The 24,582-nt window shown below is 45.2% G+C and carries 16 protein-coding genes; 5 read left to right on the top strand and 11 right to left on the bottom strand.

The genetic code is table 11. From position 1 onward, the window contains the following. From ACR9Y8_RS31130 to ACR9Y8_RS31100, 7 genes are all read right to left on the bottom strand, one after another. The coding region (locus ACR9Y8_RS31130; RefSeq protein WP_481217210.1) for a hypothetical protein at positions 1 to 456 on the bottom strand (456 nt) is incomplete at its 3' end. A gap of 2,135 nt (positions 457 to 2,591) precedes the next feature. Further along, the gene (locus tag ACR9Y8_RS31125) at positions 2,592 to 3,530 is read right to left on the bottom strand and encodes an acyltransferase family protein (protein WP_481217230.1); all 939 of its coding nucleotides are present in this window, start codon (positions 3,528 to 3,530) and stop codon (positions 2,592 to 2,594) included. Between the two features lie 360 nt (positions 3,531 to 3,890). After that, positions 3,891 to 4,199: a transposase gene (locus tag ACR9Y8_RS31120; RefSeq protein WP_481217229.1), complete on the bottom strand. Its 309-nt coding sequence runs from the start codon at positions 4,197 to 4,199 to the stop codon at positions 3,891 to 3,893. 715 nt (positions 4,200 to 4,914) lie between these two features. Beyond that, positions 4,915 to 6,819 (bottom strand): hypothetical protein, encoded by a 1,905-nt coding sequence (locus ACR9Y8_RS31115; protein ID WP_481217209.1) that lies wholly within the window; start codon positions 6,817 to 6,819, stop codon positions 4,915 to 4,917. After that, on the bottom strand, positions 6,710 to 9,268 hold the full coding sequence (locus tag ACR9Y8_RS31110; protein WP_481217208.1) for a hypothetical protein: 2,559 nt from the start codon (positions 9,266 to 9,268) through the stop codon (positions 6,710 to 6,712). The genes ACR9Y8_RS31115 and ACR9Y8_RS31110 overlap by 110 nt, the downstream gene beginning before the upstream one ends. Beyond that, positions 9,249 to 10,301 (bottom strand): MBL fold metallo-hydrolase, encoded by a 1,053-nt coding sequence (locus ACR9Y8_RS31105; RefSeq protein ID WP_481217207.1) that lies wholly within the window; start codon positions 10,299 to 10,301, stop codon positions 9,249 to 9,251. The genes ACR9Y8_RS31110 and ACR9Y8_RS31105 overlap by 20 nt, the downstream gene beginning before the upstream one ends. A gap of 141 nt (positions 10,302 to 10,442) precedes the next feature. Then, the gene (locus ACR9Y8_RS31100; RefSeq protein ID WP_481217206.1) at positions 10,443 to 10,793 is read right to left on the bottom strand and encodes a hypothetical protein; all 351 of its coding nucleotides are present in this window, start codon (positions 10,791 to 10,793) and stop codon (positions 10,443 to 10,445) included. Positions 10,794 to 10,977: 184 nt separating this feature from the next. Here ACR9Y8_RS31100 and ACR9Y8_RS31095 point away from each other — a divergent pair, with 184 nt between their 5' ends. The 5 genes from ACR9Y8_RS31095 to ACR9Y8_RS31075 all read left to right on the top strand — a co-directional run bounded on the left by ACR9Y8_RS31095 (position 10,978) and on the right by ACR9Y8_RS31075 (position 15,545). Further along, positions 10,978 to 11,568 (top strand): hypothetical protein, encoded by a 591-nt coding sequence (locus ACR9Y8_RS31095; protein WP_481217205.1) that lies wholly within the window; start codon positions 10,978 to 10,980, stop codon positions 11,566 to 11,568. Between the two features lie 249 nt (positions 11,569 to 11,817). Next, positions 11,818 to 12,693: an STN domain-containing protein gene (locus ACR9Y8_RS31090; protein ID WP_481217204.1), complete on the top strand. Its 876-nt coding sequence runs from the start codon at positions 11,818 to 11,820 to the stop codon at positions 12,691 to 12,693. After that, the gene (locus ACR9Y8_RS31085) at positions 12,690 to 13,241 is read left to right on the top strand and encodes a TonB-dependent receptor plug domain-containing protein (protein WP_481217203.1); all 552 of its coding nucleotides are present in this window, start codon (positions 12,690 to 12,692) and stop codon (positions 13,239 to 13,241) included. Before ACR9Y8_RS31090 ends, ACR9Y8_RS31085 begins: the two co-directional genes overlap by 4 nt. After that, complete coding sequence (locus tag ACR9Y8_RS31080; RefSeq protein WP_481217202.1) at positions 13,210 to 14,943, top strand: SusC/RagA family TonB-linked outer membrane protein; 1,734 nt, start codon at positions 13,210 to 13,212, stop codon at positions 14,941 to 14,943. Before ACR9Y8_RS31085 ends, ACR9Y8_RS31080 begins: the two co-directional genes overlap by 32 nt. A 341-nt stretch (positions 14,944 to 15,284) precedes the next feature. Continuing rightward, a complete protein-coding gene (locus tag ACR9Y8_RS31075) occupies positions 15,285 to 15,545 on the top strand; it encodes a hypothetical protein (RefSeq protein WP_481217201.1) in 261 nt (86 codons plus the stop codon). 160 nt (positions 15,546 to 15,705) lie between these two features. On the opposite strand, the gene ACR9Y8_RS31070 is transcribed toward ACR9Y8_RS31075, so the two are convergent. From ACR9Y8_RS31070 to ACR9Y8_RS31055, 4 genes are all read right to left on the bottom strand, one after another. Then, on the bottom strand, positions 15,706 to 16,296 hold the full coding sequence (locus ACR9Y8_RS31070; protein ID WP_481217200.1) for a hypothetical protein: 591 nt from the start codon (positions 16,294 to 16,296) through the stop codon (positions 15,706 to 15,708). A 1,088-nt stretch (positions 16,297 to 17,384) separates the two neighbouring features. Then, on the bottom strand, positions 17,385 to 17,840 hold the full coding sequence (locus ACR9Y8_RS31065) for a hypothetical protein (protein ID WP_481217199.1): 456 nt from the start codon (positions 17,838 to 17,840) through the stop codon (positions 17,385 to 17,387). Between the two features lie 241 nt (positions 17,841 to 18,081). Next, on the bottom strand, positions 18,082 to 20,289 hold the full coding sequence (locus tag ACR9Y8_RS31060; RefSeq protein WP_481217198.1) for an alpha-amylase family protein: 2,208 nt from the start codon (positions 20,287 to 20,289) through the stop codon (positions 18,082 to 18,084). Positions 20,290 to 20,371: 82 nt separating this feature from the next. After that, entirely contained in the window at positions 20,372 to 24,562 is a 4,191-nt protein-coding gene (locus tag ACR9Y8_RS31055) for an NACHT domain-containing protein (protein WP_481217197.1), read from the bottom strand. Between the last annotated feature and the right edge of the window lie 20 nt (positions 24,563 to 24,582).

The raw sequence follows: 24,582 nt of genomic DNA, 5'->3' as shown, positions 1-24,582 counted from the left end.
CACACCACACACCACACACACCACCACACACACACACACACACACACACACACACCACACACACACACCCACACACACCACACACCACCACCACACACACACACACCACACACCACACACACACACACACCACACCACCACCACCACCACCACCACCACCACACACCACCACCACACCACACCACACCACACACACACACACACCACACACACACCCACCACCACACACACACACACCACCACACACCACCACCACCACCACCACCACCACCACCACCACACCACCACCACCAAACCACCACCACCACCACCACCACCCATGGCCACCACCACCACCACCACCACCACCACCACCATTACATACCACCACCACCACCACCACCACCACCACCACCACCACCACCCACCACCACCACCACCACACCACACCACACCACACCATACACACCATGGCACACACACACACACACACACAAAAACACACAAACAAACCATCCATACACACCTCCATTCACATTACCCCAATAGGCCAGAATCTACAGTATACACAACAAAGGATGACAGTCACCACAACAACACCAATCAAAACCACCACAAACACCCCTAAACACACAAACCACCACCTCCACAACACACACACACACCACCACACACACACACACACACACACACACACACACACACACACACACACACACCCACCCACAAAAGCAAGTTAGCTATTTGCTATTGCAGTAGTACAAACACATGGTGTTAAGATAGAACATCTTGAATTATTGGTACCAGTTATGACAAGTAGAAACTATTTGACACATTCCTAGCTACCCATTTTGGCTGTTGTCTTCTAAACATTCTAGGGGCAGGAAGGGTATAGTTGCTGCTATCAACAGCATAAATGCTTTACCTGGACACTATAACAAAAATGCTTAGCAAAACATAGAAAATCGGGGTTCGTAAAAAGCAGCCTCATCATATAGTTCCTGCTCACCAACTCCGATTTTCTTAAACTTACACAGCTCTTGAGACAGTCCCTTTACCTGCCTCCGCCGTCAGATCCTCGTAAACATTTCTGGCTACTGCTGCCTCAACTCGTCGTACTTGGCATAGAGTTTATCTAACGCATCCACTTCTTCCTCCTCCAAATCTTCTGGTGGCACTTCCTATTTATTTGTTTACAACCTATTCAAAAGCTGTTGCAAAAGGCTTAACTCGCCAATCTCCCCATTTAGCATTCCTAAAAAAACTTCCAAAACCTTCAAATAATTGATCTAGATCAATTTTTTTTAAAAAAACACCTCCTTAGATTTGCTAAATCATACTGAAAGCGGCTTTAAAAGTAGGATAATAGAGAATGTAACATGTTATCCTCAACATCATTTTATTAAAATGACTGATTCCACTAATCAGACTAAATAAGTAAACAGATCATTTATACCAAAATTAAAATAACCATAAAATGATCAATAAAGAACTATTCTATGAACTAAGCGGCATCGTCGCGCGAGACCCAATTACACGTGCCCCACGCCGCATCTAACCCGCAAACCAAACGCTAATACCTGCTATGTCCTGGCACGTGGTTTTATATTCGAAGTCTATTTTATTGAGGACGCCAAGGTTGTTTCCTGGTTCTGGGGCGATGCCGGACTTAGGGGGTGCCATCCCCCTGACGTCTCCCTACAGCACTTTAATAACAAGAGATAAAGCAAAAACTGGCACAATGACCTATGGTCACCTGTTCAAAACCTTAAGCAGAGTTCGAGGACTTCCGCAGGATGTACAGGGAGATCAGGGAGCCATATTCTAAGTCAAAAACAAATATTTGAACAGAAAAAAGGTGGAGTGGTGTAAAACGAAAAGATGTAGGAATAAAAAAAGCCAGAAGACCGTGAGTATCTTCAGGCTCGATAAAGCAAATTATGCATAAGTGATCCCCAGTTATCCTGCCATTTAGTCAATCCCCAATTCTTCATGCATTGCTTGCCATCCTTTTCCAAAGTCAATACTTTCTTATGCAGCTTTTCGCTTTTCTTCTGGTAAACATTGAATACAGGTTGGGTAGAATCTGAAGCCCTTTGTAATATTGTTTGCATTTAGGACATAGTTCCATTTTATTTATATCAAAGTTAAATGCACATTTTTCACAAGCAGTTATCGTATCTTCGAAGGCAAGATATTTAGACCTCCTTTCTTTCCAGTCTTTTCGTATGCCAGGACTTTTGTCCTACTTTAAAATCCTTCCAGTATTGTGCTTGTGCGAATTCTAAGCTAATTTCTCCACTCGCCAGCTTATCTTAGCACTATGACGTCATTATATGGCAACATAAAATTCTTGAGTTATTCGTTCTTAAACCTACTGTCAATTAGACTTGCTGCTAAACGTTTGAGGCTTGCCGCAGGGCTGAAATTCTTGCTGCCGCGCTGCTCGGCAACTGAAACCGATTAAAATTACTGAAGCTGAGAAGTTAACAACAAAACCCAAATAGAATTCGGTCAATCCGGATATTACTTGATAGTAGTACAACTGCCGATTGTTGTTCCGTCCGCCAGCCTTGCGGCAAACCTTTTGTTGTGCCGTCTCGTACTTTGCTTTACATATTCAAATTGACTCGCTTCACTAAGGGAATTCTTACGCCAATCAGCCCAGCAAGAATGTAGGAAAATACAACACTTAAAATGCAGGCCCTAATGTATTTAATAGCTGGTTTAAGCGTTAAAGATTCCAGGCAGCAGTAGTAACGCCAACTACAACAGCAGAATGGGAAATAATAAACGCCGTATCTATTTTCTCTTATTATTGATAAGATAAAATTTGTAAAGTTGAATTTTATCTTAAATAGCTGAAGGAAAAAGCCACAGAAACCAATACACAAAAAGGTTTGGGCAAATGAAAGAGAAACTGATTCCCATGTAATGCCCGAAACAAATTTATTAACTATAGGCGGATACTTTGAAAGAAGATAAATAATCACGCAAAAGTAAGTGGCTGCAATAAGTGAGATGGGAAACCATGTTATTGCCACTTTTTTGGAAAGATCATCAAGCCAATGCTTTCTGTATACTAATAATCCGATTGCATACATGAAAATGTAAGGAGTGATATTAGAAAACTCTATGCCAATAAAATTCTGGCCAAGTGGAAAAAATTGTCGCACTATGATTGTTAGACCACTGCATAGAAGAATAATCGTCAATATATTTACGTGTGTAGGGATATTATCTGATAGACATTTTGAAATAGAAAAATGAGGTTTTATGAATTTCCAATAGCAAATATATACTAACTCAAAAGTTATCAACACCAAAATAAACCACGCATGAGAAGTATACGGTTTAGTGTTTTGTTGTAACACATAACTAAACCATGACAATTGAGTTGTCCTATTATGGATTTCAATATAATATAAAATACTTGGGGCAAGAATAATCATTACAAATAACAACGGTACCACCAGGCGAATTAACCTTGATTTTATAAATTTGGATACCCCTTTTTTCTCTAATGAAGGAATTGTTAAAAAAGCGGAAATGAAAAGAAAAGGCTCATTGAAAATGATGCCTCAAGTCCAGTTAAGGCCGAAAGGAAAATTTGAATTGTGCCAGTTAGTTTTTCAGATGTAACATAGCACCAGCCGCCCATTGTCCCATAACCAATACTAACATGATGGAGTACAACCAGAACAGATAAGAATATCATAAGATTATCTAAATAATAAAGTCGCTTCATTTGCTACATTTAATTGGGTATTATAAATAAACGTCTTGATAAGGGATTTGTATGTTTTCGGCACAACGCTTGTATTGCGGTAACCTTTTTGCGACAATGCAGCTAAATTAGCTTTATTTGTGTAATAGTAATCGAAACATTTTTATGGAAAATAACAGCATTTTCATTCCTTTTGTACCAAAACTGACACAACCCTCTCAATTAGTTTTGCCCTAATGATATTCAATACGCTCATCTTTGGTTTTCCTTTTCCAATCTTTTGGTGGTACTTAGCCTTTAAGACTGGATCGAACCGAACAGCGCAAATGGCAGCCATTGTCAACAAAGTCTTTAGCTTTTTATTCGCAAGTGGGCTGACCAGCGTACGTCCTCTGATACTAGTGCCTGATTCATGCTTAAACGGCGCAACTCCGCAATAACATATCAATTTCCAGCTGGTATCCTGGTTTTGAACAGACGAAGAATTTGTGATCCCAGTTCCCCTATAGTAACATCGTGCTTTCCGAACATGCGAAATTCTATGACCTCGAATACAGCCACACCTTCAGATGTCTGAGGGAATATAAGGAAGATCGCGACTTCTATTATTTTATCAGGGCGCAGCATAAGCTGCGAATAGCGGAGCGGATATATGATATCCAATATCAAGGCCCTTTTAATAACTATATCAAGCTGAAACAAAGATACCCGGCCGTCTTTAATCACGCAAGTGAAGAGCACATAGCTTCTTTTCTCAATATAGCCCCCTGCGAATTGAGGCGGTTTATGCTCAAACGTCCGGTTGCCCTGTTTGGAGGGTAAAGGCGATCAGATTAGGACAATCTATAGTCAGTATGGTAACATCGCAGCATACTTCCAGGTAGAAGAACTAACTTAGCAGCGAGAAAAAGACCACCCCTGGCAGGGAGTCTATTCCGAGGGGTTGTACCAACAAGGTGCAACCTCTTTTTTTTTCATATATCCATCCAAGCAGCGGTTTAAATTGTCTACCCCACTGTTTCGTAATGTTTCACGATGGTATCATAACGGATCATGATCTCATCCACTACCGCCGGCACCACGGCGATGGCTGGATCTCGCCTGTTTAGGCTATGCCGTCAACCCAAAAAAGGTGTTTCAGAAATTTTTTATTAACGACCGCGTCCCGCCTTTTATATCCCCTTCTTCGAAATAGTAAAACCCATTGATCATATGGCTATTTTTGGGATTTTCTGCATCTCCTGAATAGTTGGAGGATAATATTTGCTTTTCCCCCATTGCCACCCAGCAAAGCCGAAGCTTGTTATCGGCAAGATAGCGCAGTAAAGGTCTTTCCTCACCAACAGGCAGGATGGCCCTTCTCCGTTAACAGATGGATCAATACAAGCCTTTTGCCCATCCCGGTCGGTGAATACTCCTTCTTCACGTGCAAATTTAAGTTGCAGGCCATCAAAAAGCCGGGCCGACGGCTTGTAAAATGAGATCGCCTGTATTTTGGAATGGTCCTGCTCTCTTTCCCAAAGGAACGACCGTACTGGCTGATGCAGGTCTGCAACATACTTCCCAGAGGCATGACTATGCAAGGTATAATTGCCGTTTCCTCCGTGGTAAGGCTGCTGAAAGAAACGATAGGCAGGCGACCAGTAATATTCTCTGCTGTAAAGCTCCGTATCTTGAGGAGGCTCCAGTAAACGCTCTTCAAAAAAGTTTACGGCAACGCACCAGGACCTAAACTGCCCAAACTGCTCATCAGCAATAAAGTATGCCTTGAGATCGGTATAAATGCGTTTAACAGGACTATTGTACGGGTCATCTCCCAATTTACGATCTTCAGTTGCGCTGATGTCTATTTTGAGGCATATCCATTCGGTTCCGTTTTCGTCCACCCGGACAAGCTGACGCTGTACAGGAACGATATCACCCTCGAATTTCATCCAGTCACCGTTGGGCATGTCCCAGTCCGGTTCATACTTAGCGACCCACCAGGGCTCGTAGTCCGGTGTACTTTCGTCTTTCATCCGGGTGTTCCTGATGACCATGCTTGGGTCTATATCTCTTACATCCGGCTGCCATGCGCCCTCATATTTGGTAATGCTTTTGGGATCCGCTGGATCATTCATCGTATGATGGTCAGCTACCCTGGCCAATATCTCATGGAAAGCGAGCCACTGGTATTTTTTTCCAATACGTTCTCCCGCTCCTCTTCCCCTTCCGGATGTCTGTTCAGCATCATACTTTCCATGCCGCTCCACATCGTACCCCAGCTCAAAAACGCGCTGTACGCCATAGTTACTTAACTGGTTGGGATTAACATTCCACTCAGCCAGCGTCCTCTGGAAAATATACCGGCCAAAGTCTCCGTACATCTTCATTGGTCTGCCATATTCAATTGTCATGGAATCAAGGATTCGGTTCTGGCAATAATAATACCTTGAGTGACCGTCCTTTAGTTCATAAGCCGCATCTATTTCATCATTTGTGGGACATTCGGAGATGGGGATACTATTATAAGGCGGCCGCGTCCTATTGACATCGAACGGCAGGATCAATCCCTGTTTCTCCGCAAAAGCGATTACACCCGCGGCATGGTCCCGAAGCAGCAGATTAGCATAAACCTGCGGTTGGTCGAATATCTCCTTATAAATATACACGCATAATTCGCTCAAAAAATCCAGTTTCGACGCTCTCAGCGTACAGCCATAAGCCACGCAAAACAATCTTTCGTACACATATGGATCATTAACCTGTTCAAATTTGCGAAGTAACACAACGATCAGATGTTCCCTCTGTTGTAGCAAACAAATAATGGCCTTTGTGGAACTGTCACGGATTGTGCGATGGGGGCTGACCAGGAACCAGGAAAGCGTTATCGCCGACAGCAGTATGCTTTCATCACTGATATTTTTCCTGGGCTCATCCTTCCATGCCCAGTCGATGATACGTTTAATACCCGAATTTTCCGAGTTATAATTATCGGTAAGCCATTCCAGGAAAGCGGCATCCCTATCTGGGAGGGATACCGGCATCAGTAGCTGATGGAGGTAGTCTGCATTGAACGGATGGCCAGGAACAGCTGAGATCAGCAATATATTGTCGAGAAAAGCAGCAACCATACCATGCTTTTTGAAGGCCACTTCCCGAAGATAGGTGAGCAAGGCGTTGTCGTTCCCTTTTTGGAAAGCTATTTCCCTTGCGCCAGGTAAAGCTTTTTATCAGCGCATCCGGGATAACATTGCAGCCTTTGAGATGAGAAACCAGCTCAAAGAACTCTATACCATATCGCTCCGGTACCTGGATACTTAGTGCCTCAATTAAGCCGCTGCGCTCCCGGCACTTTTCACAGTCCTCGAACAGCTTAAACAATTTGCCCCCCGGCTGAAAACAGGACTGAGGTGCATCACCAAGGTCCCTGATGAGAAATGCAGCAACGAGGTGGTCAAGAAATCGCTCGTATAAAAAGAAAACGCCTTCTTCCACACTTCCATCATCCCGGCTGAAAAGGTTCTTTGCCAATACCCCTTCATCTACCAGCAAGGATGTGAACAAGTGAGCATCCGGCACAACCCTTAGCTCCGGCAGATCCCTAAAAAAGTACACTGCCTTGTCATAGGGCATATAACTGGCGCCGTCCGCGTAAATCTCCCTTGCAAAAGCTTCAATACATTTCCGGACAATATTGATGTTGCCATCGTAATGCAGCTTATTTGCCAGCCGCGCATTGATACCTTCAAGAAAAAAATTAAGGATGACGGATATCCCCTCATAGCCCACCGGTATCTCGTGAAGGCCCTTGGCAGCAAGCCCGCTACAGAACAGCTTCAGAAAAAGTGGACTTCTGAACTCAGGGTGCAGTAACGGTATCCTGGGCTTCTTAATATTATAATTATCAAAAAAGTAATCAGATGCCTCATGCTCCAGCTCTGAAAAGCCATAATGGGTTAGGCTTTCTGCCAGTCCATCGTCATAAATAGACTGGTCAACCAGGAGGCGGTGATAGGAGGTCCTGACAGAAACAACGAGGCCCAGGCCGTCATACCTGGCCACTTTCTCGATAAAGCTCCTGAGGCGGCCCAACCAGGTCTCTTTCCCATTGCCTTCATTTATAGCATCAACGATGAGCAATATACGCTGGCCAAGTAAATGCGCTTTTACATTCAACTGCCCCAGGAACTCGTCCTCATTGACAGGCAGTTGATATTGGCGGTGAAGTACCTGGTACCAGGGGTTTTCATTGCCTACAAAATGCTGTCCGAGCAGCAGCAATGACTTTTGCCCGGCAGCGGCCCTTTTGGTAGCAACATCTCCCAACAGGTGACTTTTCCCAAACCCCGCCTCTCCTTTCATTATCAGGAAAGGATGGTTAGCAAGGGTACATGTCATAGAATCAATAAAACGGCTGAACGCGCCAATGGCATCCTGCAGCCTATAAAGATCGTTAATTGCATTATTATAAGGGGAAACCTCGTGCTTCGCGGCAGCTTTGCCTTTCTTTCTTTCTTCCTGCGCTGAATACAGCTTGTCCAGGCAGTCTTCAAGCATCGTTGTCATCTTATCACACCTTTCCCGCAGATCTTTAAAATCTATTGGGCTGAACCCAGTGTAAATTGAAGCCAGGTAAGCTTCCCTGAAACTCAATGCAAGCTCATCCAGCACGCGTTTCTGATGTGCTAAAAGATCCTGGTTAAAAGCAGCGTAAGCGCTGCGCTTGTGTTTGAAGATCCGTTCAAGGTATCCATCAAGTTCCTTTTTGAAAGCCGGGTTACGTGAAATACCATTGAATATTTTTCCGATTGGCAAATTGAAATTCAACTCCTTTGTATATCGTCTCCCTAATGCCGCTATCGCCGCAGCGAGGTGGCTATCGAACCAGCTGTCTGTAAAGAAATCCGGGTTATATTGATAGATATCCCTGGTAAGTATGTTAACCGGCAGGCCAAGCGCCGGCAGTACTTCTACACTGCAAAAAAGCAGTTGGCCATTATCGCCCGTGTCAGGAACTTCCTGCAATATACCTGCGCAAATGACATCTTCCCTGTCTGCCAGGAATAAGCCGGATCCCGAAAAGCCACCCATCCACTCTTTCCCGTGCGAAAAGTTGCTGTTCACAAGATGCGACTTATCAATTATACCAAGAAATTGCCAGGGAGACGCTTTGTATCTCTCAAGATAGCTGACGCCGGGTTTGTTAACCGGGTCCTCCTTTCTGCCATACCGGCCACGAAAAAAGAATGTAGGGCCCTTCCTGTCGGGCATTGCGGAGAAATAGGGAAGTATGAAGTCAGACAAAGCCCCCGCACACTGCAGCGTTAATAATACTATATCATATTCCTTGGAAAATGCCGTATCTTCATTGACCGAGAGAACGCAATGCCGGTTGCCCTTAAAATCTGTAACCACCCACTCTTCCTTCTTAAAATCCTGGTCAAGGTGCTGTCCATATATGTTATGAGCGGCGGTAAGAACGTATAGCGTCTTATTGATTGTAAAGATAACGCCTGATCCGATGAACTGTTCGGTCTTGTGAAGGCTTGCCGTGGTTTTCTTAACTTTCTCTGAAAGCATTTGATTCAGTAAAATTGAAGGTATTCCTATGTTCTACATGAAGGTTCCATGCGGTTTCCTCTTCCGGGCTTATAAACCCGGACCTGTCGAGATCATAGTTCAAATAGATATATAGTGGTTCCTTGTGGCTGCTTCTCGCATATGCTGCCAGCCTTACAATTGTTTCCCGGTCCGGGTGGTAGTATGGTCCTGTGCCATCCGTAGAAATAAGGTAGGACCTGCAGTCAAGGATTGAGAACAGATCTTTGGACGAATTATGGCGGCAGCCATGATGGCTGATCTTCACCAGGCCGACCGGCAGCTTCCTTTGTGGAGACCAGCCTAAACGCCTGAGCTCCTGGCAGACCAGGTCTGGATTGGCATCTCCCATAAACAACATCGTATGACCTGAAAAACGGGCAATAAATGCGATAGAGGAAGAGTTTACCAGGTCTTTCTTCCACTCATGCACAGTTTCTTTCGCATCGAGTATCTCCTGGTAGGAACGGCGCTGAACGCCGGGCTTACCCACCCTGCCGTTATCCGAGGCTTCTTTCAGGTACTGCTGGTAGAGATCATGTGCGGTCCATTCCCCCATAAGCGCCTGCAAGACCTCAGGAGCAGGAGATAATACCTGTATTGACAGCCCTCCTATATTGAGGATGTTATCGGGGGCGAAGCCACAAAATAGCCCCTTAGCTGTTAAACCCTTTTCATGCAGGCATTTGTCGAGCAGTATTCCGTGTTGCAGGCTTACTTTATCGCCGGCAGGTGGAGCAAGTACAAGAGCCGGAGTGTTCATATAAACGTCGAACCCTGCTTTCAGCCTTAGTTCCCCATCCCCGAGCAGTTTAAATAGCCCGCCCAGGTGGTCATAGTCAACATGGGTGATGATAACTGCATCTAAAGCACCGGTTTTTCTGAGATCGTCCTTAATATGACGATATGTGCCGCCGGTCCCGGCATCAAGCAGCAAATGGCGTTGATGGTCATCTTCTCTCCAGCTTAATAGAAAACTGTCACCTTTGCCAGCCGGATAGGATTTTAAGATCATGTACAGTAGCAAACTTTAAGGATTGCTAATTTACGCTATTGTTATGAACCGGGAAACCGGCGTTCTTCATTTAATATGCCGGAACGCTCATGGATTGTTGAGATACTGTAGCTGATACCAGTATCAGGGAGAAATTACATTTTAGGCGTTACCTTCCGGCGCCTCACTAAATAGCTCCGGCTGCTCCACTAACAATTCATTATACTCTTGATACAATTTGTCTAAAAAGGTATCTATGTCGTCCGGCTCTAAATGATACGCTTCATTCAACCATTTTGACCGTTCGGTCCGAAGGGTTTCCTTACCGGATTCCATAATGTAAACTTTGCGAGCTTCCGCTGGAAATCCAACCAGGTCCAGTACGATATCAAACAGGCCCATATTATCCAGGTCCTCGATCGAGATACCCGCATCTCCTAATCTATACCACACTGTTGTCAGCGTCACGTGCTCAGTCATTAGCTTCTTTATTATCGAATGATTGTGATGCATATAAGTGATAGTTTGAGGGTTAATGGAATTAACTTTAACGGGTTGTATGAAAATATATACGGAGATCCAGCCGATATGGATGCTGCATGACCAGGAATATTCAATATACGAAAAGCTGGTCCACCGGGATTTTACCCCTTTTTTTACTTATATTTAACTAATTAACACCCCAAAAAACATAAAAATGTATCCAGCAGGTTCTATTACTTTTCTCGTGAGTGAAAATCATAGCCAGGATGAAGAAATTTCCGATGAAATGGCTTACAAACTAGCCCAAAGCCTTTCCGATTATTTTACCTTCCAACTAGCAAAACACCATCTTGACGGAATCATTGCTGTCACGGGGATAAGGGTATACCGTGGATGTATCACAATAGTCCTTACCGTCAGTATGATAGCTGCAACAGCAGGAGGAGGAGTCTTACTTATTGAGCTCCTGAAAAATTATAAAGATGTACGAGAAGGGATCAATATGATCCTTAAAGACATGAAAAATTTGAAGATCTGGGTCAAAAAAGGAATTTTGAAGAAAAAGAATGCGGAGCCCCGGCAAAAGCCAGAGCCTTTTGAGATCATGTTTCAGCAAGCTATTGATCAGTATAATAGTGTTCCGCCGGAATTAAGGAAATTCTGGTCGGCAGGACAAGAGATAACAGTAATGAACAACAAAGGGGAGTATTGCAAATACACGATGGCAGTAAAAAGAGAAGACATCAAGCTGCCCGAAGAAACGCCTGTAATAGAAGAACACAAGAGCAAACCCCTGGCAGAATAATTATCAAAATAAAGCACCTTTAACGGTCCGATTCAGTTTGACGAGTGCATTACCGAAATTTCACTGCCCCACCCGGCTCTCCAACTCGTTTACAACTGATTAACTAATTAAATCGTACCTATTGTCTACATTTAATTGTTGTAAGAAGCACCAACATTATCACCGTGTAAGGTTTACGCTATAGCAAACATGCAGTAATATTTACCATTAGAGATGAAAAAGTGCAGCCAGGCCAAAACCACTATATGAATGCAACGCCTGTTCCCCAAGTTTAGCATTATACTTATTCTAATAGTCATCCCGAAAAGCGCGCTGTTAGGTCAATCACAGGCAACATCACCTGGGGAAAGGAGCATATCATGCACTGCCAATAATATCAGGATAAAGGACTTTTTTGAAATCGTCTGGCAACAAACCAGGCTGCAGGCCTTTTATAACGATGAACAGATCAATAGCTTCGAGCTTATTTCTGTCGATTTTAAAAACGTGCCGCTGGACCAGGTCTTAGCAGGCCTAATTGGTAAACGGGGATTTGGGTGGGTCTACCGGGAAGGGGCCTTTCTCATCATCCCAAGGAAGAAAAGTACAATAGATACCCTGAGCTCACTTATAATTGAGCCCACCAGGTCAGTATACGGTAAAGTGGTAGATGAAGATCAAAACCCGGTATATGGAGTTTCAGTGATCTGCGAATCAGCCAGTACATTAACAGACATACAGGGAAAATTCCTGCTCGCCAATGTGAGAAGAGGAGCTGTTCTACAGCTAAGGAAGCTGGGCTACAAGCCTGCGTTTCTCTGGTCGTATACTGATACGCCTACTATCCGCCTGTCCACATTTGTAGCGCCGCTCAAACCCGTACACGTTAACGGCATACGGCAGCGCCTCTCTACAGGCTCAGTGAATAGTGTAACGCATAAGGACCTGGATGACGAGCCCGCAAATAATGTGTTAAGCGCTTTACAGGGAAGAGTTCCCGGATTGTATATTAACCAGTTGACAGGTTTACCAGGCGGAGGCTATAACATCCGCCTGCGGGGTAAAAACAGTATAGAAAGCTCCTCTGATCCCTTGATCGTTGTAGATGGGTACCATTTCCGCTCGTATCATTCAACGACTATTTGATCAATAAAAATGAGGCGGAGCTTGGGGCCTACAGCGTTGCCAGTCCTTTAAACCTGCTGCCGATCAATGATATTGCCAGCATCGATATTCTAAAGGATGCTTCCGCCACCGCCTTATACGGAAGCCGCGGAACCAATGGCGTGATAGTGATCCATAGCAAGCGGCCAAAAGAATATGAGCAGAAACGAACCATCAATATTTACTCCGGCATTGGGAAAGCATCCCGCCTGATCAAATACCTGGACACTAAACAATATGTTCAGATGCGAAAGGAGGCTTTTAGAAATGATGGCATTGATCCCGGAAAAGATGACCCTGATCTGACGCTATGGGATACCACTTCAGCCTATACTGACTGGCAAAAGAGACTGATCGGGAACACCGCGCGGATCACAGAAGCCAGTATCGAAATGAAGGACGGAAATGCCCGGACCGGCTTCCGGCTAAGCGGCATGTACAGGAGGGAAAGTACCGTCTACCCGGATCCGAAAGTTCCAATACCAAAAAATAAGCGGTATGGGGCAGTGGTATTATCAATCGAAGAATAAAAAGCTGCATGCGGATCTTTCTGCCAGCTATGTGGAAGACCAAAACAGGTTACCCTCTAAGGATCTTACTTATTTTGTCACCCTGCCGCCCAATAGGCCCAAAACGCCCGCTACCTTTGTTGATCACGAGGGCTTAAATTTTTTACCCGACAACCCCGACGCCTACTTCCTACGGGAGTGCCTTGCTGCATCACGCAATACCCGGCCCGTTGTAAGCATTCGATATGAACCTGTAAAATCGATGGTCTTTGAGGCCAATCTGGGAGCAAACGACCTCCACCTGCAGGAGATAAAAACAGTACCGGAAGAGTCCAACGCGCCACAGGCCAACAGACCAAAAGGTACTTCTCTGTTTAACTATAGTGCCTATCATAATGCCCAGTTAAATGTACGGGGCGCCTGGGAAAAAGATTTCGGGAACGAAAATGTCAACATTTTAGCCGGCGTCAGTTTTCAAAAGGACCGGCAGCAACAAAAAAGCGTTTATAAATACGACTATCCGATTGGGAGTAACCTGGCAGACAGCTCATTAGCGCCCATGGGAATGACGATTACAGCGATCGACACCACGTTCTATTTCCGGTCTTATTACCTGCAGCTTGCGTTCAGGCATGCCGGGAAATATATCCTGAGCTTAGTAGCCAACCGGGACGGCTCCACCAGGCTGCCTGCTCCGGAACGCTATGCCACCTTTGGCTCGCTAAGCGCAGCCTGGATCTTTTCCCGTGAAAGGTGGTTGAATAAAAGCACAATATTAAGCTATGGCCGGGTTCGCGGCAGCTGGGGCGTATCGGGGAATGACCAGTATGTTATGAACATTGAGCGTGACACGTATATGGACAGGGGTAGCCTGCCTGCTTACACTTACAGCAAGGTGAAGACCCGGTTCTCACCAAGCTATACCTGGGAAAGGATCAGGAAATCGGAGCTCGCCCTGGACCTGGGATTTAAGGATGACAGGTACCAGCTCACCTTTTGCTATTATAACAATCAAAGCACAAACCAGTTAGTGACCGCCCGCTACCAGGTGCTGGGTGCAAGTTTGCCTGAAGGCCTGCAGGCGCTACGCTTCGATGCGCCATATGCCTATTTAGCCCAAAACGTTCGCGCCGTAGTGAGCAACACAGGTTTCGAGATAGAGCTGGAGGCAACACCCGTCAAAACGGAGCATCTTACCTGGACTGCTTCATTCAATATAAGTTTTCCCAGGAATAAGCTCAGATCATTTCCTGGTATTGACAGCTCCACTTATAAATATTACTACCAGGAGGGAATGTCAGTGGACATGCTCCGCAATTTCCATATGACAGGCGTCGATCCCCGGCTCGGCTATTATACTTTCACCTCGGCCTCCTTCGAGGGGCCGGGGAACAACGATAAGGTATATGGAAAAGAACTGGGAGCCGTTTATTTCGGAGGTTTACAGCATAGCTTAAACTTCCGCAGGTTTGAAGTGAGTATGCTCATTCGCTTTGTCAAACAGCGAAATTACGATTACTTATATGCCTTTGGAGACAAAGCGCCAGGCATGATGGCCAATCAGCCGGTGACGGTCCTGGACCGCTGGCAGAAAAAGAAGATCAGGCTACCGTACAACGCTTTACAGCTAGCGGCTCATCCCGTTCCGCCAGGGCCTATACATTTGCACTATTCGGTGATCAGCGGATCATCGAAACCAGTTTTGTCCGGCTGCAGTCCTTAAGCTTTGGGTATTATCTTCCAGAAAAATTATTAAAGCCTGTTCGGCTGAAGAGCTGCAAATTCTATTTACAGGGTTATAATTTATTTACACTAACCGGTTATCGTGGAAGAGACCCGGAAATAATTGCCGATTCAGAAACATACCCTACACTACGGATCACGACGCTTGGAATACAATTGTCATTTTGAGACCACCTTTAGTTTGCTGCTCCTTACCTATTTGCTCCTCCCGCACCTGCTGATGTATTTACTATCAGGCAGCCCTGCCTTTACACCGCTGTAATACAGTGGTTGCCCTGTATGCTTGATGCTTTTTATTTAATCACCCTAAATTTTAAGTCTATGAAAAAGTTCCGTTTTAATGTTGCCACTGCCATCGCCTGCCTGGCATTGGTATTTACGCTCTGCAGCGCTAACAGTAGGAGATTCGTCAACGCCCGCTACACACAAAGTAACCAGGGATCGTTTTGTAACACCCCTACTACCCTGCCATCTGTCTGCACACCGGCAGTAAACCTGCAGCTGTGCACCACGGCATTTGGTACGCTTTCCCGCACCTGGTACCAGGATGCATGCCAAACCCCCTATTACAGGCAGCCTTAAGCAGCGCCGGTGCCATCTCGCGAGGATAGCGCCCGGCCGCTTAAGACGCCCGGTTAACTTTGGTTTAATTCAAACAGGGTCCTGGTCGTTGGCTGTATATTGCCAGCGACCATGGCCCCTTAAGCGCGGTATTGCCGGGATTTCGCTTTTTTGCCAGATACTACCTGGCGCCTGCGGCTTTCCTGATATGGATCACTCCCGCGGCGTCCCTGTAATATTCAAGGCCGTTTATCGTCGTAAAGAATTTCAGGAAATTTTCCAACGACATGGCGGGGTCCAGTGTGCCGCTGCACGGGATGTTGGCAATCTCCACCTGGTCCAGCACTATGCTGCAATTGTATAAGTGCTGTGCTGAATCGATCACACGACGTATCTGCCACCCATAGAACCCGTGATTTAAGTGTTCAGGGGGTTGCGGTGCTTTTGGCTGGCGCAATAAAGCACAGGCGCCGGTAACAACGAGTGCGCCTATTATCAATATCAACCAATACGTCGTCTCGCTTCTTTTACGCTTTACGTTGAGATCTTTATAGCGCAGCTGCTTGTATTCATACCATTTTCTGCAATATTTGTCTTTTTTGATCTTTCTGGCGAGGTAGCGTTCATCATAGTCCGTAGCCACGCCGTCAATCTTCTGCTGCAGCACATTTACAAATTCCTCTTCAACCCGGGACAGCAGTTCTAAGATCTCCACTTGGGTATAGTTTGAAATATCTTTGTCGGGGCGCTTTTTCCAGAAGGCGATTTTCATATATGGCAATAATTATGAAAGTTTCCGTATAGGGTGTATGACAGAATATAACCGAGGGAAAAGAGCTTTTAAGATCTAAAGCTGCATGCAGGAATCTGCTGTAAAGGTAACGGGGTTGGCGCCGGCGCTCACAAATGCGATAGAGGTGTATACCATTCTCAAACTGCGTGTAGTCATATAATTATGTTATTTTTTTAACGCTAATGTAAAATTCCATTGCCACCTGTTTAGTTAATGATTCATTAACAGCCTATTATTTATAAAACATGCAATCCACAAGCAAAATCATTATACAGTTTCAATTAAAAACATAGGTTTATTAACGTTAGTATATTCGTGCTATCAATTCACTACAATATGAATCCCCTTAGCGATTATTAATGCGCCGCGCATGTTCCAAACGGTAACACTATTGCAATCGGTTGGCAGGCATGTATAAAGGCTGGTCGCTAATGAGCACTTAGATGTATAAGCTGCAGTAGCTGCCACTTTTGATCACAGCTATTTCAACTTAATAATCTGGCTGTCATGTAAAGCGTTTAATTTATCTATAACTGATAAGTACATGTAACGTACTACTCAAAAAGGTAGAATTTTTTTGTTGGTATGGGAGGAACAATCACTTATTCGAGCGCGTTAATGCCTGGCTAAGGCCCGGGTGGGAAAACCAATATAACACAAGGTAAAGCCGGCGAGCCTGTGTTGAAGAGAATCACAACAATATGCTGGCAACGGGCTGGTCCCGTAATACAGAATAATAACATTTTTGGTGCGGTATTCAAGGTAAACTGCACTTTTTTAAACACCAGCTTACCCCAAACAAGCGTACGTGTGCTCTTTAGCAGTTAACGTATCTATTACCCTAACGTTGGTATATCTTCCCTTCAACATGAACAGCGGAAATACATCCTTCACATAAAAAAACGCAAGAGCAATAGTTAGTATTTCTAAAGGTTTCATGCTATTAAAAAATTGGTCTTTTCGAACATTGTGTTGACCATATTACTTTAAGTTTCTGAACATCCGGATAGTCAGTTACATTGGCACCTGTCCCTGCATTAGTACTCTTCCCTGCCTGCTTTGCCCATTTAATCCGCTTCAAGCGGCAGATGGATCCGATCTAATATCAGTGTCTTGAAATCTTCGATCCGGGCCTTGTTTTCAGCCTTGCTGAAATCCTTGTTAATATCTTTCCAATTGCCTACATCTTCTCTTTTCTTAGCCGCCACAAAAGCAAGGTTTGTATATCCCACATACCGGCCTTTTCGAACCCATGTCAACATTATTTCATCCCTGTTTTTATTATAAAAATAAATATAATACCAATAGGAAGAGGAATCACGGCGCCCATCAGCAAATCTATAGCCTTCAGGAACCACTAACAAGCTATCGTGTGCCTTCAGCGATTCCAGCATATAGATTAACGAGTCCTCTGTAATCTTATACTTATACATTTGCGCATAGGGAAAGCTGCCGGCAGAAATTAAATTACATCCGTAAATCTGGGAAATAGCTATAAACAACAGGATAGCAAATTTTCTCATGACCAATTAGTTAATTGATGCTATTATTTGAGTGATAATGGTGTGTTATTCACTTCAATACTACTAAGGTAATAAAAGAGACCAGGTATACCAATTGAGTAATATTTAGGAATGTAGCCAGGCAATTCAGAAAAGGCAGTGTCAAGGAACAAGTAAAAAGCAAGAAAAGGTTCCTTTTTGCCATAGACTGTCCCAGGTCTTTGCTCCCGCGGCATAGTCAATTTGCCATTTTACAAATAATCTAATGCATCGTAATACTGACAAGAAATCCCGCTATTGTGTCCAGCTGCGCCTGGGATACGCTTAGCAACAAATGCTTGTCCACCCATTTCCAGTCATCATATACATACTGCCCCCTTACATTGTGCAGGATCACGCTATCCGGTTTCGTAGCACAAGGTAAAGCGAGCGTACCCGCACTGAAGGGAATGACAGCTAGTTTGCGGGATGCAGTGATAGATTGTGTATCCTGGGCAATAAGGCTCCAGCTACCGGACCACCGCAATGCCTGCCCGCTGGGCAGTGTTAACGTATCAGCAGCTTGTTCGTCCAGCACCAGGGCTGTGAGCTGCAATTGCTCTATCCTCCCCCAGCAACGTAGCCGAGGCGGTGCTTGCATATTGCCTGTAATACTATTACCCCACCAGGGCTCCCAGAACAGCGTACGGCGGTACCATTTATTAACAGCCAGGCGCCTGTTCAAATACCGCTCAGCAACAGGGGCGCCCCCTGGCCCTTCTACCGGCAGCACTGCTCCCGGTACGCCTAATATAACGGTATTGCGCAACACCGTTCCATCCTGTTCCCAATCATAACCGGAAGAGCCACTGATCGCCACGCCCTGCCGGGATAAGAGGGAAGCCCAGATGCTCCATTCCTGGTGGCCCTGCCGGATGTTGTACCAGAGATCTCCCTGGTCGTCCAGGGATACCATATCGGTAATGGGCACCCATAAAGGGCTGATCCCGTAATACAAAATGACAACGTTCGGGTCTATACGTTTCGCCGCATTGGCAATCAGGCGGATCAGCTCAAAGCAATAGCGCTCTCCCCGGTAGCGCGGGTTGCGGGGCACACCCATATCGGGGCTAGGAAGACCATAACCAAAATCCAGCTTGAGCAGATGCGGTTTAATGTTACGCATGATCCACTGTGTGCGGTTTTCCAGGAAAGCGCGTGCTCGTGGCGAGCTGATATCCAGGCAGTAATTGGCCGCTTCCGCCGGGTTAAAGCTCCAGCTGGTTTTGCAGGGCTGCCGCGCTTTATCCAACACCAGGTCTGCCGTATCAAGGCCAAGTGCCTTGGGGTCCTTTACCCAGCCAACAGTTTCCCAGAGCCCCACCTGCATGCCTTTTCCACGGATGTAAGCCAGGTCTTCATAAAAATGAGGAAAAAGTACAGTGTTGGGTTTGCCGCTGCCTTGCGAGGATTCCCAGGGATCATCCAGCACCAGGGTTTCATTGCCAGCCTGCTGCGCCAGATGAGCAATGGGTAGGATAGCATATTGTTGGTTGCGCCACATCCCCCAGGTATTCCAGGCGGCAGTTGCATAAAGTGTCTTTTCTTTTTCTTTAGCTGGAAAGGAGCGGTAATAAGCCTGGAAAGCAGCATAAGCAGTGCTGTCTATCGTGATGCGCCAGGAATCTTCCCATACCCGGGTTTTACCGGGCGGTGGTCCCCAGAGATCTTCGCGATAGAGGTATTGGAAGCAGCTGCGGGTAAATTGCAGCTTCAATGACAGTGCGCCATCCGGTACGCTGCCGGCGCCGATAGTGAGCCAGGCGCCGTCGTTACCCATTCCCGCAAATAATACAGGGCGCGGGAACCCTGCGCCATAGGGCGTTCCCATGGACGGCCCGAAGTTGCCGAGGGCGATAGACGCATTGCCCATATCCCATTTGCGGAAGTAGCTTTGTACGGTGCCAGCTTTTGCGCCGGGTATGCAGTACCCCATGGCTTGCCAGTCGGGGAAAAATGGCCGGTCCCATCCGGGTAGGGAGTTTGTTAGTTTGGCGGAGGGTAAGGAGGCGCCGAGGTACATCTCTATGATAGCAGGTGGGGTGGTATTCCATTCTACACGGAATGTTTTGATGCGGAGGCCCCATGGGGCTCTTTCTATTAGTAAACTACCTTTGCCGTACTTTCCTATTGTCAGGGCCAGGGTTAGGTGGTCTGATTCAATTATGGAAGCGGTGGGCAGTATGCTTGCCTTTACAAAACTATTCTCACCACTGGCATCACGCAGCCAGAAACTTGGTAAGAGGCTACCTTGCCAGGTGACAGCGCGGGATGGGGTATGTACCAGTTCGAGATGATCATTATCGAGGTCCCATCGTAATGATAAATTCCCTTTTTTATACTCCCATAAGGCAGCTTTACAGGGGTAGGAAAAGACTAGGAGGACAAGGAAAAGGGAAAGCAAGGCGGAAATAGAGCGTAGATGTGACATGGGATTAGCTTGTACATAAAGATATAAGTAATCTGCCAAAAGAACTTATTCTCAACATACTGTTGCAATTTACCACAACGCTCTATACTGTATAACTTCCATCCTTTTTAATGGAAAGCAAGATCCGCTTTATTTCATCAATAGATTTGCCCTCCAAATCGCTAATACGAAATGCCTCAACCGCTCGAAAAGTTAACCAAAACAAGTGCCGATGGTTAGGATAGCTATCCCTCAGCTCCTGTTCTTTCTCTAAAAGAAAGTCTTCCACCAGCGCTAAATCAGTCTCACTCTTTTGCGCAAACTTATAAAGCCAGCCATATAGGATGTCAGCAGCGGATTCCCTTCCTATAATACGTCCGTTGCGTTCAAGCAATAAATAAGCACATTCGGACAATTGGCTCAGCGCAAACCCGGTATCAACTACAGAAATGTTAACGTTCCCTGGAATTCGGTCCATATCTAGCTTACCATCGGCGAGTAAACGCGCCAGATATTTAAATGATTCTTTATACCCCAGGGTGCTCAGGTAAAAGGCAACTGACATTTTGATCTTTTCATTCGTTTGATCATGCTGAAAGCATTGCACCAACGATGGCCTTATATCGTTTGGATAGCTGCTAATGAGTTTACTAACAAACTCCAGGTACTCATGGCTGTTATAGTCTGTGATTGTATCAAATACATCCAGCAAATCTTCCTTGTTCCCTCCCAACTCAAGGTAAATCCTCGCAATGGAATGCCGGGAAGGAACCACTTGCGGCCCTTTCTTCATCATCTCTAATAAGAAGGGGCAGGCGGCATAGATCTTCAAATGCCTGCATATACCAATATGCGTTGCAAGTATTCTGCTGGAACTGATACCACGCTGCATGTTGCCTAGTACTCGGGCACCAAATACTAGCTTCTGCGCTTGATCCAATTTCTCTAAAATCAAATGCGCCAATTGTCTTCTTTGACGACCATAAAAAGAATCCAAGTTATAAAGACCGGTGGAAGTGTCCAACCACACCATATCCATGAGGATATCAACCGGTGTATCGAACTGATACTTTAAAAAAAGTTCTCCCAAATACCTTTCGCTGCACGAGAAGATTTCTTTAATGTTACCATCTGGGCCTACCGTTTCTCTATAGCAATTCTCAAACCTCGCGTTTACCAAATTACGTTCATACAACTGCCGTGCTACCTGTTCTAAGGCAATCTCCTCAGCTTCCGATCGACGCCTGTGTCCTAATATAACGTGCAATTGAAACCGTTCGAAATTTGCAGGTTCATCCGCTACTTTCAAAACATCTGCCAAGTACGCCCGGTGGTCAATCCTTAACCGATTGCGTAAAACAGCAAATAAATACTCCGATGCAGTTTTCCTACGGATGTCAGGTGCATTCCATTCGACATATATGTCACTTCCCGGAATACTGTCATGTCCGTATGCACTGAAAAAGTCCACTATTCCCTGTCGCAAGTTCTCGCCAGACTGGATAAAGCGTAGATCATTTTTATACATTCGCTCCTGGTACTCGCGAATACTCAGCGTTTCTGGTGTATCCAGTGTTCCGAAAAGTCTTCCATCCCACGTAGCATTGGCAGCTTGTTGAAACTTCTCAGCCAGCTCCTTATTCCCGCTTTCATAAAGGGACTTACAAATAGCAATCAAAGCGGCAGGAGGAGCATCCCGCTCCTCAAATTCAAACAACAGGTAGTCAATTGAGTCCTCAGTTATCAATGGGGCCAATACCCAGGCATGATCAAATAACATCTCTCTAATAAGCAGTCGGACGGCCCACCACCTAGCATTTCCTGCTTCAAAAAACAGGTCGACCTCACGGTACTCCTTATACAGCACGTGTCGTACTAACGCCTTTAGAAAATGAACAACCGGAATAACGATCAGCGGGGCTGTTTCAAATATCTTAGCGGCATTTCTAAATACTGTCTCCAGTAGATGCTGCTTGCCCATGGAGTGTATGTAGGAGAGTAAAAAACTTTCTTCTGTCGCAGCTTTCAAGAACAGGGCGAGATTGCCTGCTGTCTTTGTATTCAAAATGCCTGCTTCAAACGAAAGCTCTGAACCTATAACAGAAATTTGGTTATTGTGTCTGGCTAAAAAGGGTAATCCCTCGAGAAAATAGGAAAAGAAGCGGTCTACGCGATCTTTAGCCACAATAAGTTGATAAACGCCGTCACGATACCGATGATCATCGTTGAAACGGGAAAACCTTGTCACCTTTTCAATCAATGCATCATTTCCCAGGCGATGTACGGCAAGCAGCTCCAGTATCTCGCTCATACAGTAAGCATTTTCACAGGTTTCAAGTGCTGTGCCGAAAGCCGAAAGTATTCTTTCCCCCTGTTCTGGGGAAATCATCGTTCTTTTTAGAACACCTACCGCAGTAATACTTATCGGGTTGAGACCCGCATCGTCATTAAGACCATCAATAAAAAGCTCAATTGCCTTAGGCACAGATTGAATGAAAGATGCGATCGTACTTTCATCTATAGCAAGCGGTTGAAGATCGTATTGCTTATACCGGTTCAATAACCGTTTTACAATATCCAATTTTAGACGTCGGCCAAATCGGCTGTGTTCGGTACGGACTAACAGTTCTATATTATCCTCTTCAATTAGGTTAATCAAGCGGTTTATAAAGTCGTCATTATCCGCCAAATAGAGCAGTGAACCAATCGTGCCCAACCAACGGGTTTTGAACTTCCTGCGTTTCGTTCCCACGGTGACAAACCCTAACATGTCCTCAAACGGCAGTCCTGACAAAACCGAAGCAGCCAGATGCTCTTGAAAAATTGCGTTGGTAAAAGCCCATTTGTCACTATCCGTGATTACTACGCTACTGTGTTGCAGTAACTCGATTTCGTCTATGGTAAATAGTTTTTGAACGTCCCCAGCATGCATGGCATTCGTCCCTCCCAATTGCATGGCGAAAGCGAAGGATTTGGCCGCTTCCTTAAACTGATAAGACCTTTTATGAACAGGATGACCGTGCGAGAGCATCCTATTATTGTTGTGAATGAACGATCGCTCAATAACGTATTCAATTACGGCAAATTTTGATTGTGGGCGCTCGCTTGGCGACAGCCGGAATTGCTCAATCAACTGCATGAGATAAAATGGCTCAAGTAGTAGAAAACTAAGGTCGGTATCGGCGATGTATTTTTTGAATTCGTGATACTTGTTGTCCAGGCTCTTTTTTAGGAAAATCTCAATCTGGTCAGTGGTCAATGGTTCAAGCTCGAAGAGCCGAAGAATGTCTTTAAACGTTTCCTGCACATTGTAGTCATAAAAAAAATTCTTTCGACAGCTTACAATCACATTTGCATAGGGATTTCGCTTACAAAACGCAGCAATCTCCCGTGTCGCATTGCTAAACCAATCCGTTTGTACTTCATCTAATCCATCGATAATAATAATCAGGTCACGGGCAGGCACTTCACGCCATGTGCCAAATTGAGTGCTGAGCATCTCCTCGATAGCCGTTTGAGCCTGGCTCTTAAGCTCAATTAACAGGCAAACGTATGGTCGGGAGATCTGCTCCAGTTCATAGCCAGACTGATGAAGCAAGACGCTCTTCCCTTGGTGCGCATCCCCCAGTAAACAGATATGCTTAACTTGATCCCTGTGGGGCCCATCAAATAAGCTGACCAAATCGAAACTCTCGTTTCCCCTGTCAGCTCTGCCCCAACCGATCCCGCTTCCCTGAGCCCGTTCGCTGAATTGTCGAACTGTGCGGGAAAGGAAACTCGGCACGGGCATCCTTTTCGGAAAAGAAAAAGGTCTAGCCTGGTGATAGCAATGATCATTGGCTGCTTTTTGCCCAAAAAATTTCTGTACCAGCGCGTACTGTGACTTTAGTTTTTGGTCCAGGTCGTTGATGTCCCAATACCAAAATAATATGCCATGCTTTTCCCTCAATGCTCCACTCAAAGCATCAAGGAATTTTCGAAGGTTTTTGGTTTGTAAGTCTGCAGTTGTACTGAGAATAAATTTGGAAGTGCTTGCTGCAAAATCTTTCTGCAGGAAAAGTGTAACAATGCTTTCCAACTGAGATAGGCTGAGTGTTCGCACATGCTTTACCTGCAAACAAATGATACTACCATCGTCCAGAATAGCACTTTTTATGTCGATCCCTTCCTGATCATTTCCTTGCTTCAGGTAGAGCGAAAAATCTGCTTGGGGAATCTCCCGCTTGATTAGCTCCAATGTGATCTCTTCTAAGGCTTTCCAGTCAATTCTCGGCCATGAAAGGGAATAGACCATCTAGAATACTTTATTATCTA

The organism is Chitinophaga sp. SVR4-12A, from assembly GCF_056754765.1.
This window is presented reverse-complemented; position numbering and strand designations above follow the sequence as displayed.